Origin of the sequence: Allomuricauda sp. R78024 (assembly GCF_044596045.1) — a bacterium.
Taxonomy (GTDB): Bacteria; Bacteroidota; Bacteroidia; order Flavobacteriales; family Flavobacteriaceae; genus Flagellimonas.
In genome coordinates this window covers 2,045,302-2,058,926 of record NZ_CP138995.1, presented here as the reverse complement: position 1 = coordinate 2,058,926, position 13,625 = coordinate 2,045,302, and the positions used below count along the sequence as shown (strand labels likewise).

The window sequence follows — 13,625 nt, the reverse complement described above, 5'->3', positions numbered from 1 at the left end:
AAATGAAAAATAAAATTTATATAATCGTAATTCTGTCCGTATTGTTCTCGTGTTCGGATTTTCTTGAAGAAAACCCAAATAGTTTTTTGGCTCCACAAGCAATTCGTAGCGAGGCGGATGTGAATAATTTCTTTTCCGGTGTTATGGGAAGGTTTGCAAGCGGTAATTATTATTCATTACACTACTACTACCTTACCGAGGGAACAACCGATATGTTGACTATAAGAACAAGTGATGAAGAAAGAACAGATCTTGATAGATACACTTGGAAGACCGATAATAGTCGTATTGAAAGAGTTTGGAGAGAATGCTGGACCATCGTAGCTAATGCCAATAACTTGTTGGAAGGCATAGAAAATGCTGAGGGCTTGACTGACGAGTTTAAAAATAACTTTAAGTCTGCCACTAGGTTTGCAAGGGCCTATGTCTATTTTGATCTGGTAAGACTGTTCGACGGAGTTCCGATTATTGAATCTCCCGTAAAAGGGGCCGATGAAATATTGGGAGCGACCCGTAATAGTCGTTCAGAGGTACTTAATTTTGTTAGGGAAGAATTGGAGGCTATCGAAGATAGTTATACAAATGATTGGAACCAAGACCATGTCTTTGACGGATACCCAACTAAATGGGGTGCCAAAGCAACACTTACAGCCGTATATCTTACCCTTTCAGGCAATGAATACAATGAAAATAGATGGCAAGATGCAGCCGACAAGGCCAAAGAAATCATTAATGAAGGTCCTTTTCAATTGGTAGATTATTCAGAATTGTTCCTTGTAAACAACAAGAATAATCAAGAATGTATTTTTTCAATTCAATCCCACCGAAATCGTTTTGCAACTGCATCGCGTCCTGGAGGTAGTAGAATGGGAAATCAAAGAGGCGATGGTGGTTTACCAATTGCTCGTGAAGAAATTATGGATCTTTGGGAAGATACCGATTTGAGAAAAGCTTCTACTTTTTTAACTGAGATTGAAAATATTCTAGCTGATGGGACATCTGGCGGAATTGTTACTTATGACATTTGGACTCCAAATAATTTCCCGTTTGTGGCAAAATGGACTTCAAGCGGAAAAGCCCCAATGGACTTTTTTAGTGATGCCAGAAGAGATCGTACCAATTTTATTGTTTATCGATTGGGAGATATTCTGTTGATGCATGCCGAGGCTGAAAATGAGACCAATGGACCAGGATTAGCAGAGACCTCACTTAATCGTGTTAGAACAAGGGCTAGCCTGCCTCCATTGAACGGTCTTGGACAATCTGATTTTAGAGAAGCGGTAAGAAACGAGCGTACATTAGAACTTTCCTATGAGATGAAAAGAAGGCATGATTTGATTCGATGGGGTATCCTTACAGAAACCATACGAAACAATGACCCAGCAGCTGGAGAAAATGTACAAGAACATCACAAATATTACCCTATACCACAAAATGATTTTGATTTACTCTTGGATTTTGAAGGTCAGGAAGGGTATGAGCAAGAACGTACAAATGAAGAGGAGTAGTTTAAAGAACATTAACAAATCCTTGTTTTAGGGATGTAAGCTCTTTATTTGACAAAAAATGACTCATTTTTGAGTTCGTACAGATGGACACATCATCAAAAAGAGCTTCTCAACACTTTGTCTCTTTCACCTATAGTTGGCTACAGCCACAAGTTTCCTATTGACTCTATCTGCCGTGACAACCACGGCAGACAGGGTTTGTTTCAAAAAGCCCTTGTATTTAAAAATAATTATACGCATGAAAAACAAAAAAACTACCCTAAGGAAATTGTTACTAGTCTTAGCGATTTTTTCATTCATTTCCTGTAAAACCACAGAAATTTTCTTGAGTATTGGCCAATCCAATATGGCGGGCAGAGGAGAAATGGCGGCAACAGATACCATTCCTCAAAAAAACATCTTCCTATTTAATGATAAAGATGAGTGGGAACCTGCCAAAAATCCATTAAACAGATATTCTACTATAAGAAAAAAAATGTCCATGCAAAAATTGGGGCCCTCTTGGTCGTTTGCCCAAACATTGGCAGATACAGATAAAAAGGTAGGCTTAGTGGTCAATGTTAAGGGAGGTACTAGAATCGACCAATGGAAAAAGGGGGGGGAATTTTATAACGAAGCGGTAAAAAGGACTTTAAAGGCACAGGAAAAAGGGGTTCTTAAAGGAATTATATGGCATCAGGGCGAAGGAGACAGAGGTAAATGGGAAGTATACACCCAAAAATTTACTGATTTTATAACCCATTTAAGAAAAGACCTGAACGCACCAAATGTTCCTGTCATTGTTGGCGAAATTGGCAACTGGCGCGGTACTTCAGATAGCATCAATAAAGTACTCTTGAATCTAAAAAAACATGTTGAAAATCTGGGAGCTGTAAAAGCAACCGATTTGATGCACAAAGGCGATTCAGTACATTTTGACAGAGCTTCTCAAATTATATTGGGAAAACGCTACGCAAAGAAATATCTGGAATTAACGTCTAAAAATAAAGACTAATTTTTGCCATCCCGATAAGGATTGTACTTGAAATTTTATTGATAAAACATGAAATCAATACCATACCATACCGTTTTGGCTATATGTATTTTTGCCTTGATTTTCAGTTGCAAAACCAAAGAGAAGCAACTAGTAAAAGAAGTGAAAAAACAGCCGAATGTACTTTTTATTGCCGTAGATGACCTTCGTCCCGAACTTAATTGCTTTGGTGCAAACCATATTAGCTCTCCCAATATTGACAAGTTAGCCATTAGTGGAGTCTCTTTCCTAAATCATTATGTGAATGCACCAAGTTGTGGTCCATCACGATATACGCTATTAACTGGTCTTTACGGATTTGCATCTAATAACGCTCTTTTTCAACGGGCTGATAAAATAAAAAAAGGAAAGGAAAAGATACATCTCAGTATGCCAGAGTGGTTTAGAGCGAATGGTTATACCACTGTATCAGTAGGTAAAATTTCGCATCACCCTGGTGGACGAGGAGGTGATAACTGGGACGATGATGAGATCCTTGAAATGCCAGGTGCTTGGGACAAACACATTTCGCCAATTGGAAATTGGGAGCACCCGAGAGGAATAATGCATGGACTAGCCAATGGAGAAATTCGTTTAAAGCCATCAGATATGGACGTTTTTCAAGCTAAAGAGGGCGCTGATAACATCTACCCAGATGGAATAACTGCGGATGAGGCATTGAAACAATTGAGATTGCTTTCTACCGATACTGAAAAACCGTTCTTTTTGGCTATTGGAATCATTAAACCTCACTTACCCTTTGGAGCACCCAAGTCATATTTAGATAGGTATAAAGATGTTGTTTTCCCCCCAATTGCTCATCCCGATAAACCCAAAGGGAAGACAACATGGCATAGTTCAGGTGAGTTTAATAAGTATAATACATGGGGAAAGAATCCGAACACTGATAGCGTTTTTGCAGATGAAACTCGTAAGCATTATGCAGCTTGCGTAAGTTATGCTGATGCTCAAGTAGGTAAAATCATGACTGAATTAAAGCGTACAGGTGCTGATAAAAACACCGTAGTTATTCTTTGGGGCGATCATGGATGGCATTTGGGAGAACATGCTATTTGGGGAAAACATAGTCTATTTGATGAGTCATTAAAGTCTCCATTAATTATCCATTATCCTGAAATGAATAATCAAAATTTTAAGACTAAAGCCATTGTCGAAACGCTTGATATTTTTCCAACCCTTTGTGACTTAGCTGGTTTAGAAATACCTGAATTTGTTCAAGGAAAATCGTTAAGACCAATACTGGAGAATCAAGATTCTATAGGTCACGACGCTTTTGCTTATTACAAAAATGCTAGAACCATTAGAACAAAAACGCATCGTTTAACACTTCATGATGATGATGATGTTGAGTTGTACGACTTGACTAGTGAAGAAAAGGAAACCAAAAATATTTCAAGCAAACATCCAGATTTGGTTGATGTACTGAAAAAGAGAATAAAAGGTAAAAAGTTAAAACTATATTAAGGTATTTCAAAAACTAAAAACATGAGTGAAAAACAAAAGCATGCTATAGCCTATTGGAAAGAAAATATAAGATATCTTTTTATACTATTAGCAATCTGGTTTATAGTATCCTTTGCAGCCGGAATTTTATTTAAAGAGGAGTTAAATACCATTAGAATTGGAGGCTTTAAACTAGGCTTTTGGTTTGCACAACAAGGTGCTATGTATGTGTTTGTGATACTCATATTTGTCTATGTTCGCTTGATGAATAAACTTGATAAAAAATACGGCTATGATGCATAGTTTGTTAGTTTCAGGTATAGGAGTTCAGAACTGGACATACATTTTAGTCGGTATAACTTTTACATTGTATATAAGCATAGCCATTTGGTCTAGAGCAGGATCAACAGAAGAGTTTTATGTTGCTGGCGGAGGCGTTTCACCATTAGCTAACGGAATGGCCACAGCCGCCGATTGGATGAGTGCTGCATCTTTTATATCTATGGCAGGTATTATTTCATTTGCAGGATATGATGGCGCAGTTTATTTAATGGGATGGACTGGCGGTTATGTGCTTTTAGCATTATTATTAGCACCATATTTAAGAAAGTTCGGAAAGTTTACAGTACCTGATTTTATAGGAGACCGCTATTATTCCAATACAGCTCGCTCGGTAGGTGTCTTTTGTGCACTTATAGTCTCGTTTACTTATGTGGCTGGACAAATGAGAGGCGTGGGCTTAGTATTTTCTCGCTTTTTGGAAGTTGATATTAATACGGGTGTTATTATAGGTATGATCATCGTTTTATTTTATGCGGTTTTAGGAGGTATGAAAGGCATTACATATACCCAAGTAGCACAATATTGCGTGCTGATTTTTGCCTTTATGGTACCTGCTATTTTTATTTCCATTCAAATGACGGGAAACCCAATTCCGCAATTAGGATTTGGAAGCACATTAGCTGATGGTTCAGGAACTTATTTACTCGATAAATTAGATGGATTAAGTACCGATTTAGGTTTCACGGAGTATACAGAAGGTTCAAAATCACAAATAGACGTATTTGCTATAACATTAGCATTAATGGTTGGTACAGCTGGTTTACCACATGTTATTGTACGTTTCTTCACAGTAAAGCGAGTAAAAGACGCTCGTAAATCGGCAGGAATAGCCTTGTTATTAATTGTTATTTTATATACAGCAGCGCCAGCAGTAGCAGTCTTTGCAAGAACAAATATGATTGAGACTGTTTCAAACAAACCGTATACAAATGTACCTGAGTGGTTTAAAAAATGGGAAACAACAGGACTTATTACATTCACTGATAAAAACAACGACGGACTAATTCAATATGTAGCCGACACCTCTAAAAATGAGTTAATAGTTGATAATGATATTATGGTTCTGGCAAATCCAGAAATAGCTAATTTACCCGATTGGGTAATTGCCTTAGTAGCTGCAGGTGCTTTAGCAGCAGCATTATCAACAGCGGCAGGTTTGTTATTAGTTATTTCAGCATCTGTATCTCATGATTTAATCAAAAAAATGATAAACCCTAATATATCAGAAAAAGGGGAGCTAGTTGCTGCTCGCCTATCTGCAGTAGCCGCAGTATGTGTTGCAGGGTATTTTGGCATTAATCCACCAGGCTTTGTTGCTGCAACTGTTGCGTTAGCTTTCGGTTTGGCTGCAGCTTCATTTTTCCCTGCAATTATCTTAGGTATTTTTTACAAAAAAATGAATAAAGAAGGTGCCATAGCAGGTATGGTAGTAGGTATAACTGCTATGTTATTATATATGGTAAAATACAGATTAGGGTGGTTTGATGATGTTATTCCCGATAAAAGCGAATGGTGGTTTGGTATTTCACCAGAAGGTTTTGGTACTGTAGCAATGGTACTTAACTTTTTAGTGTCTATTATTATTATGAGGTTTACACCAGAACCTCCCGAAGCCGTTCAAGAAATCGTTGAAAATATTAGAATACCGATTGGAGCAAGAGAAGCTCATAATCATTAAAATGAAAATGAGTAAAATCAGAAATAAATTAGTATTGATCGGAGTTATTATTGGCGTGGTTTATTTTTCAATTTCCTGCTTATCGATAAATGGAAATAATTCAACCAATCAGGCCAATACTTTGACGAAAAAAGAGATAAAAGAAGGGTGGACACTTCTATGGGACGGAAAGACTTTTGAGGGATGGAGAGGCATATATAAAAAAGATTTTCCATCTAACGGATGGATTATTGAAGATGGACAACTTATCTGTCTGGGTAATGAAATGCCGGACTCGTTTAAGGGGGGTGATATTATAACAGATAAAAAATATGAAAGCTTTGAATTAAGGTGCGAATTTAAAATCCAAGAAAAGGCCAATAGCGGAATTAAATATTTTGTAAACGAATCTCTCAAAGCAGCTCCCGGACATGGCCTTGGATTGGAATTTGCAATCTTAGACAATAATAACTGGCCTTATGAAGAGCTCGATTTTAATCGGACCTGTGGCTCATTGTACGATTTAATCCGGGCACCGGATAATACCAAGACAAGGCCAATTGGAGAGTGGAATGAAGCCCGTATTATAGTTGATGGGAATCACATCGAACACTGGCTAAATCGAACAAAAACGGTTGAAATTGAAAAGGGCAGTAAGAAGTATTATCAGCTTTTGGCAAAAAGTAAGTATGCAAATATTAAAAATTGGGGTGAGTTTAATGAAGGGAATATTTTATTACAGGACGAAGGACCAAGAACAGCTTTCCGCAACATCAAGTTAAGAGTAATTAAAAAAGATTAAAGATTATGAATTGCTAACGTCCGTGCTAAAGAAAATTAATGCCTATTAACCCGTAACTCACGGTTATACAAGACCGTTAGCTGCAATAAATATGATTAAATGAACAGTATAAAAATAAGATTGACAATTTTCATTTTGGTATTTACTAATTGCATCTGCTTTGGGCAGACTGAGGTTATGTCATTCAACATTAGGTATGACAATCCAAATGATGGTGAAAATAGGTGGGAATTTAGAAAAAATGAAGTGGTTGAATTACTCAAGTACTATAAACCCGACTTCTTGGGGATCCAAGAAGCCATGCCCAATCAAAGTAAATTCATAGCTAATAAGCTGGAGGCATATGGATACATTGGACATGGTAGAGACGGTTTGAATACAGATACCGAAAGCATTCTTTTGTTCTATAATAAGACTAAGTTCAAGCTGCTAGAAAGCAATGTTTTCTGGTTATCTGAGACTCCTGAAAAAGCTTCAAGGGGATGGGATGCGAAATTGAATAGGATTATGGTCTATGGCGTTTTTGAAAATAAGGCAAATGGAGAGACTTTACACATAATCAATTGTCATTTTGACCACCGAGGAGAGATAGCCAGAGAAAAATCCGCCGAACAGCTGGTCAATTTTATAGAGAAAAGAAAGTTATCAGATGAAAATGTAATTGTATTGGGTGATCTTAATTGTTTACCTTCTGAAGAGCCAATCAAAATTCTAAGCCGATACCTAGATGACAGCTATGATGACAGCCACCATATCCTTTATGGTCCAATAGGAACATATAATAAATTTGACATTGAAAAGGTTCTGACCAAAAGAATAGACTACATTTTCACCCGAAACATAGATGTGAAAAGTTATAGAAGTATTGATGATAAAAGAAAGAACAATCTATTCCCATCTGACCATCTTCCAATACTAATAAGACTATGAATACTACTGCCAACAAAGTATAACCACAATTAAGACGGATTCGACTACGTCCGAATCCACTCGGAATTGCTAAAGTCTGTGTCAAACCACCCGTAACTGACGGTTATATATCATTAATGAAGTAACGAATACTCAAATCAAGAACTATAAATAATCTCACATTATGAAAATTATTGCAGTCAAACTTTTTCTTCTAATCAATTTAGCTACCCTGTCGACATGCCAAAACGATAAGTCGCTAAATCAAATAAATACTATCCAAGGGCCAATCAATGTGTCAGAATTAGGAATAGCGTTAACTCACGAACACATAATGTCAAATTTTGGTAAAGAAATAGGTGAATCTTCAAATTATGATAGCATTAAATTGTTCAATCAAGTTATCCCCTATTTAAAGCAATTAAAATCATTTGGCGTTAATTCAATTTTTGATTGTACCACTGAATATTTTGGTAGAAGAGTTGACTTGTTAAAAAAGATATCGGATTCAACAAAAGTACAAATCATTACAAATACTGGGATTTACGGAGCGGCAAATGACCGATACATTCCAGAGTTCGTATATAATGCTAGTACTAAATCTATCTCAGAAATTTGGATTGATGAATTTAAAAATGGTATTAAAGGCACAAAAATAAAGCCTGGGTTTATCAAATTAGCTTTTGATAATGATAAGCAACTTTCAGATATTGATAAAAAACTTTTCAAAGCTGGAATTCTCACTCATCTAAATACAGGTTTAACTTTAGCTGTGCATACTGGGAAAAATATTGAAGCTGTAAAATTTCAGAAAGAACTTCTTAAAGAATATAATGTTCATATGAGTGCATGGATTTGGACTCATGCTCATAAAGTCGATGATGACCAAATATTAATTGATTTAGCAGCTGAAGGAGCTTGGATTTCATTAGATGGCGTCAAAGAATCGAATACAAATGAATACATAGAAAGAATCAAGCTGTTTAAGCAAAAGTACTTATTAAACAAAATTTTATTGTCACATGATGGAAATGGATTTCCAAGAGGAAGGAAAATAAGGAAATTTGAAGAAATATTTAAAAATTTAATTCCAAAAATGCTAAAAAATGGATTTACGAATGAAGATATTTATCAAATTATGGTAAGAAACCCAAAAGAAGCTTTTTCTATTAAAATAAGAAGAAATAGCGATGTGTAACGATGATAATCCTACACAGATTCTAAAAAAAACCTTATTATGATAAACTATCCTTATTATTTTAGAAAATCAATTTTACTTATAAAAGTTTATGTACTGTTGCCATTTTTGGTTGTGTTATCTGGTCTTCATTCATGTACCCTTTCCCGGAATCTTGAGTTACAATCAGGCTTTACCATTTATGTAAATGACGCAACGTCTGTCCCAATAAAAAATTCCATTGATATACTGCAAAGAGACATCGAAAAAGTATTGGGCCAAAAAGCACATATTGTTACCAAAATCGATGACGTGGAAGGGCTTAAAAACGCACTTGTAATTGTTCATGGCGAAAGCCCTGACCTTGCCTTACCTAAATTAACGGGCTATGAGCGGCATAAATTATATCCCCATAGAGGGAACCTTGTTCTTCATGGGGCAGATTTGCGTGGCACACTCTATGCCATTTATACGTTTAGTGAACAGTTTCTAGGCGTGAAACCACTATGGTATTGGAGCTTTTTAGAACCGGCCAGAAAAGAAAGTATAAAAATTTCAGACTCTTTTGTTTTTGATTCGGGCGAGCCTTATGTAAAATTCAGGGCTTGGTTTCCCAATGATAGGGATATGATTTTACCCTGGCAAAAGGGATCTAAGGTTAAGAATGAGATTTGGATGGAAACTATGCTCAGACTCAAATTGAATACCATAGAACTGGACAATTCCACTAATTTTTCCAGCAGTAAAAAATACGCGGTAACTAATAATACAAAAATAATAAATCGATATGGGCTGAAGATAACCTTTCATCATACTTCGGCTTTAAATTCCCCTTACAATAAGTGGGACGATTACTGGGTAAAAATTAGGAAAATGAAAGCGCCAGAACTCCTCATAAAAAATGTATCCCAACTTGAAGACTACTGGAGATACAACGTGAAGTCTCTTGTGGATAATGGAATAAATCCCTTATGGACAATAACCTTTCGTGGAGCTCGGGATATCCCTTTTTGGTATTCTTTTAAAGATGCCCCTAAAAGCATGGAAGAAAGAGCTAAAATAATTAATGAAATGGTGGCTCGTCAAGTACAGATTTTAAAGGAAGAATCGGGCAATGAATATCCTGATGTGAGGATGATATTTTACGATGAATTATCTGATTTACTGGCCAAGGGCTTGTTGGTTCCTCCAAACGAAAAGAACCTAATCTGGAATTTTGTTGCCGCCAGACGCGACCACTTTCCCAATGAGGATATACGTGCTATCCCAATTTCAAAAACCACAAAATTGGGGTACTATATGAATCTTCAGTTTACTTCTACAGGTTCTCATTTGGTGCAAGCCGAAGGTCCTTGGAAAATGGAAAAAAATTACAGGTTCGTAGATTCCAAGAATGAGGAGCCCGTTTATTTCTCAGTAGTAAATGCAGGAAACATAAAAGAGCATTTACTCACCTTGTCCGCCAATGCGGATATGATGTGGAATTTTGACACGTATGATTCCGACCGATTCCTGAATAACTTCTGTTCCAATTATTATGGTGAAAAATATGCCAAGCCCATAGCCAATCTATACACGGATTTTTTCTATTCCTACTGGAGACAAAAAAAGAACGACCTACCTGAATTTGAGCGGCAATACAATTTTCATGATTTGAGGTACAAGCAGACCATTTTACAAATATCAGATAAGTTTTTTGAAGAAGTAGATATGAACCCCCTAGAGGACTATTCATGGGAACAACTGCCTAATCGAACGTTCAGGATCATACCCAAAGATTCGAATACGAAAAACCAAATTGAGGCTATATTAAAGGGAACCAACAAATCCTACAGGAATTTTAGAAGGGTTGCCTTGGCCGCAGACTCGACATATCAAGTATTAAATAATGCGAATAAGGTGTTTTTTAATGATAACTTCAGGAGTCCATCGTACTTTATGATGTATCTAAATGAAGCCCTCTATAACTATTGCCTTGCTTATACCACAAAACCTGTAATAGAAAAGGAAGGTTATTTAAAAAAGTCATTAAACGCAGCAAAGAATGCAAGAAAAAGTATTTACCAAACGGCCCATGGCAAGTTTGAAACATGGTACTCCGAAGAGCGAATTTTTGATATAGATGATATGATTAACAGGATAGACAAAACAATTAAGAAAACACATGCCTTAAAGTGACAAGGTGCTAAAATAGTGGAACTTTTAGAAAATATCACGATTAGTTGATTATGAAGGTTTTCTTAACGAAGCTGTTTCAGCTACCGATGAATTAATAAATTCAGGCGCATACTCAACATACAGTCCGTAATGGAGATGTAAATAGTTCATATCGAGAATTAAATGAATAGATATAAATTAATACTTATAAAAATTGCGAAGCGCTGGGTGAATTGCCCGACAACTTTTTTCACAAATTGTTGCAAATCGGACTTAATAAAATTTATATCGTTCGGGATGGATTGAAATTATTGAAGATTTCTTGAGATTGACAAAACTTATTGAAAGCGATTTGATTTAGTTTACTCAACCGCAGGGTGGAAAGCCTGAGAGAAAATACAGGAGTAAAGAAAATGAAACCGAATATACTGGTGAAAAGATTGAATTCAACTATTACCTTTCAGGTTTGGGAGGCGCTTTACTAAGACACTACTTTGATTTATTTCCATAAGATAAAATGACCTTCACCCAATTATATCTGCTTCTCGCGATTAATTCTCTTTAGAATAAGATTTAATTAACTTACAAAGTCTTTCAAAATTTAATCAAAGAAAGTGTGCCCTTGCTTTAAATCTTTTCTTGGTTTGTGTCCTTAATTGTTAGAACTCATATTATCTTTTTCCATACTAAATTCTATGAGTTTTATGCTATTTCATAGTGAGTTACGGATTATTAAGCTTTATGGAATAGTCAATCGAAAAGTTCTTTAGAATATTCTTATCCCTGATTTTATAATCAGTTACTTCAGTTTGATAATATTGTTGAGGTATTTCATAGGAAGCACACTTCTTATATTGGGATGAATGATTTCTGACTTTCCTCAAACATCCATTTTTGATAAGGAATTTGATGCGCTCAGAATAGTCTGGTTATATTAAGGCACATTCAATGCCGAGCAAGGTTAATTTTCCTTGACCTCATAAAGTAAAGGTCCACCTTTAATACCAACTTTTTTCTCACCGGTGCTTTTAAGGATATCCATCTGAAACATTTTCTTGCGGAAATTTCGTTTGTCCAACTTTACATTTAGAATATGTTCGTACAAATTTTGGAGTTCTGGCAAGGTAAATTTCTTGGGCAAGAGCTCCCCAACAACCAATCTGTCCCTTAAGTTGTTCTGAACAAACAAATAGGCGTCCCTTATCAATTGCCCATGATCAAAACCAAGTTTCTCCGGAAGCTGGTCCATATCAAACCATTGGATGCTTTGTACATTATCGTGTAAGGTCAAGGGATGGTTTTCAGGTTTTACCAGTGCGTAGTAACACACAGTTATCACCCTTTTTAATGGGTGTCGTTCTAGAGAACTGTATGTCTTAACCTGTTCAAAATGAATATCCCTAAAACCGGTTAGGGCAAAGAGTACCTTGGCTGCACAATCTTCAACGGTTTCACGGGTCTCCATTACTCCTCCAGGAATCATCCAGTGATTTTTAAAATCGCCAATGGACTTGTTCAAAAGAAGTACTTTGAGTTTATCATCCACATACCCAAACACAGCAATATCTGCCGTAATGGAGCACTCAAAAGAATCAGATCTAACCTGTATGTTTTGCAGATTTTCTTGCTTTGTCATAGATCAAGTACTAAAATAGAATTTTTGTTCTTAAAAAAAAATCCATATATTTATCTGTGTAAAAAATACACAGAACTAAATAGTTACCAATGAGAAACCCAAAATACCAAGATTTAAAAGGCAAAACCGTTGTCATAACAGGCGGGGGGGGGGTGCTTTGCAGTACCTTGGCAGAATCCTTTGCCGGGCAAGGAGCCAAAGTGGCCATTTTGGATCTCAAAAAAGAAGCAGCCAATCAGATTGCTCAAAAGATTGTTGAAAAAGGAGGTATCGCCCTTGGGGTTGGAGCCAATGTTTTGGAGAAAGATAGTTTGCAAGAGGCTCGATTTTTGGTAAACGAGAAATTTGGGACTTGTGATATTTTGGTCAACGGAGCCGGCGGAAACCATCCCACGGGAACCACAACTAAGACCCAATTTATTGAGGAAGACCTAAATGCAACAGAGGATTTAAGGACTTTTTTTAAGTTGGATCCAGAAGGAATTCAATTTGTGTTCAATCTTAACTTTATTGGTACCCTGCTGCCCACACAAGTTTTTACTTTGGATATGGTAGGAAAGGAAGGGTGTTCCATTTTGAATATTTCATCCATGAATGCATTCAGACCTTTGACCAAGATACCAGCTTATAGCGGTGCCAAAGCGGCCGTGAGCAATTTTACACAGTGGTTGGCGGTGCACTTTGCCCCTGTCGGCATTCGTATCAATGCTTTGGCGCCAGGGTTTTTTCTAACGGAACAAAACAGATCACTGCTTACAGATAAGAATGGTGATCATACACCAAGGGCACAGACCATTTTGGAGCACACCCCAATGAACCGGTTTGGGGAACCTGAGGATTTGGTAGGGACCACCCTTTGGCTGACAAGTAATCAATCAAAATTTGTAACCGGAATTACAGTTCCCATCGATGGCGGATTCAGCGCATATAGTGGAGTATAGAAAACAAATGAGTTATAACG

At 36.7% G+C, this 13,625-nt stretch carries 11 protein-coding genes; 10 read left to right on the top strand and 1 reads right to left on the bottom strand.

Features of this window, described 5'->3' with window-relative positions; genetic code table 11:
• The first annotated feature begins 2 nt into the window (after positions 1 to 2).
• From SJY44_RS09155 to SJY44_RS09115, 9 genes are all read left to right on the top strand, one after another.
• Positions 3 to 1,508, top strand: coding sequence for a RagB/SusD family nutrient uptake outer membrane protein (locus tag SJY44_RS09155; protein ID WP_396589469.1), 1,506 nt, complete (start codon positions 3 to 5; stop codon positions 1,506 to 1,508).
• A 238-nt stretch (positions 1,509 to 1,746) separates the two neighbouring features.
• Positions 1,747 to 2,502: a sialate O-acetylesterase gene (locus SJY44_RS09150; RefSeq protein WP_396589468.1), complete on the top strand. Its 756-nt coding sequence runs from the start codon at positions 1,747 to 1,749 to the stop codon at positions 2,500 to 2,502.
• Between the two features lie 48 nt (positions 2,503 to 2,550).
• Positions 2,551 to 4,005: a sulfatase gene (locus SJY44_RS09145; protein ID WP_396589467.1), complete on the top strand. Its 1,455-nt coding sequence runs from the start codon at positions 2,551 to 2,553 to the stop codon at positions 4,003 to 4,005.
• Positions 4,006 to 4,026: 21 nt separating this feature from the next.
• A complete protein-coding gene (locus tag SJY44_RS09140; protein WP_396589466.1) occupies positions 4,027 to 4,287 on the top strand; it encodes a DUF4212 domain-containing protein in 261 nt (86 codons plus the stop codon).
• Between the two features lie 16 nt (positions 4,288 to 4,303).
• Positions 4,304 to 6,004: a sodium:solute symporter family protein gene (locus tag SJY44_RS09135; RefSeq protein WP_396592088.1), complete on the top strand. Its 1,701-nt coding sequence runs from the start codon at positions 4,304 to 4,306 to the stop codon at positions 6,002 to 6,004.
• A gap of 7 nt (positions 6,005 to 6,011) precedes the next feature.
• Positions 6,012 to 6,785: a DUF1080 domain-containing protein gene (locus SJY44_RS09130; RefSeq protein ID WP_396589465.1), complete on the top strand. Its 774-nt coding sequence runs from the start codon at positions 6,012 to 6,014 to the stop codon at positions 6,783 to 6,785.
• A 177-nt stretch (positions 6,786 to 6,962) separates the two neighbouring features.
• A complete protein-coding gene (locus tag SJY44_RS09125; RefSeq protein WP_396589464.1) occupies positions 6,963 to 7,715 on the top strand; it encodes an endonuclease/exonuclease/phosphatase family protein in 753 nt (250 codons plus the stop codon).
• A 163-nt stretch (positions 7,716 to 7,878) separates the two neighbouring features.
• Positions 7,879 to 8,892: a hypothetical protein gene (locus tag SJY44_RS09120; RefSeq protein WP_396589463.1), complete on the top strand. Its 1,014-nt coding sequence runs from the start codon at positions 7,879 to 7,881 to the stop codon at positions 8,890 to 8,892.
• A gap of 39 nt (positions 8,893 to 8,931) precedes the next feature.
• Entirely contained in the window at positions 8,932 to 11,049 is a 2,118-nt protein-coding gene (locus tag SJY44_RS09115; RefSeq protein ID WP_396589462.1) for a glycosyl hydrolase 115 family protein, read from the top strand.
• A gap of 940 nt (positions 11,050 to 11,989) precedes the next feature.
• Here SJY44_RS09115 and SJY44_RS09110 read toward each other — a convergent pair.
• Positions 11,990 to 12,664 (bottom strand): NUDIX hydrolase, encoded by a 675-nt coding sequence (locus tag SJY44_RS09110; RefSeq protein ID WP_396589461.1) that lies wholly within the window; start codon positions 12,662 to 12,664, stop codon positions 11,990 to 11,992.
• An 89-nt stretch (positions 12,665 to 12,753) separates the two neighbouring features.
• Here SJY44_RS09110 and SJY44_RS09105 point away from each other — a divergent pair, with 89 nt between their 5' ends.
• Positions 12,754 to 13,605, top strand: coding sequence for an SDR family oxidoreductase (locus tag SJY44_RS09105; protein ID WP_396589460.1), 852 nt, complete (start codon positions 12,754 to 12,756; stop codon positions 13,603 to 13,605).
• Positions 13,606 to 13,625: the final 20 nt, after the last annotated feature.

Coding starts and splice junctions, on each gene's coding strand:
- SJY44_RS09155 (WP_396589469.1), top strand. CDS start 3: ATGAAAAATAAAATTTATATAATCGTAATTCTGTCCGTATTGTTCTCG.
- SJY44_RS09150 (WP_396589468.1), top strand. CDS start 1,747: ATGAAAAACAAAAAAACTACCCTAAGGAAATTGTTACTAGTCTTAGCG.
- SJY44_RS09145 (WP_396589467.1), top strand. CDS start 2,551: ATGAAATCAATACCATACCATACCGTTTTGGCTATATGTATTTTTGCC.
- SJY44_RS09140 (WP_396589466.1), top strand. CDS start 4,027: ATGAGTGAAAAACAAAAGCATGCTATAGCCTATTGGAAAGAAAATATA.
- SJY44_RS09130 (WP_396589465.1), top strand. CDS start 6,012: ATGAGTAAAATCAGAAATAAATTAGTATTGATCGGAGTTATTATTGGC.
- SJY44_RS09125 (WP_396589464.1), top strand. CDS start 6,963: ATGTCATTCAACATTAGGTATGACAATCCAAATGATGGTGAAAATAGG.
- SJY44_RS09120 (WP_396589463.1), top strand. CDS start 7,879: ATGAAAATTATTGCAGTCAAACTTTTTCTTCTAATCAATTTAGCTACC.
- SJY44_RS09115 (WP_396589462.1), top strand. CDS start 8,932: ATGATAAACTATCCTTATTATTTTAGAAAATCAATTTTACTTATAAAA.
- SJY44_RS09110 (WP_396589461.1), bottom strand. CDS start 12,664: ATGACAAAGCAAGAAAATCTGCAAAACATACAGGTTAGATCTGATTCT.
- SJY44_RS09105 (WP_396589460.1), top strand. CDS start 12,754: ATGAGAAACCCAAAATACCAAGATTTAAAAGGCAAAACCGTTGTCATA.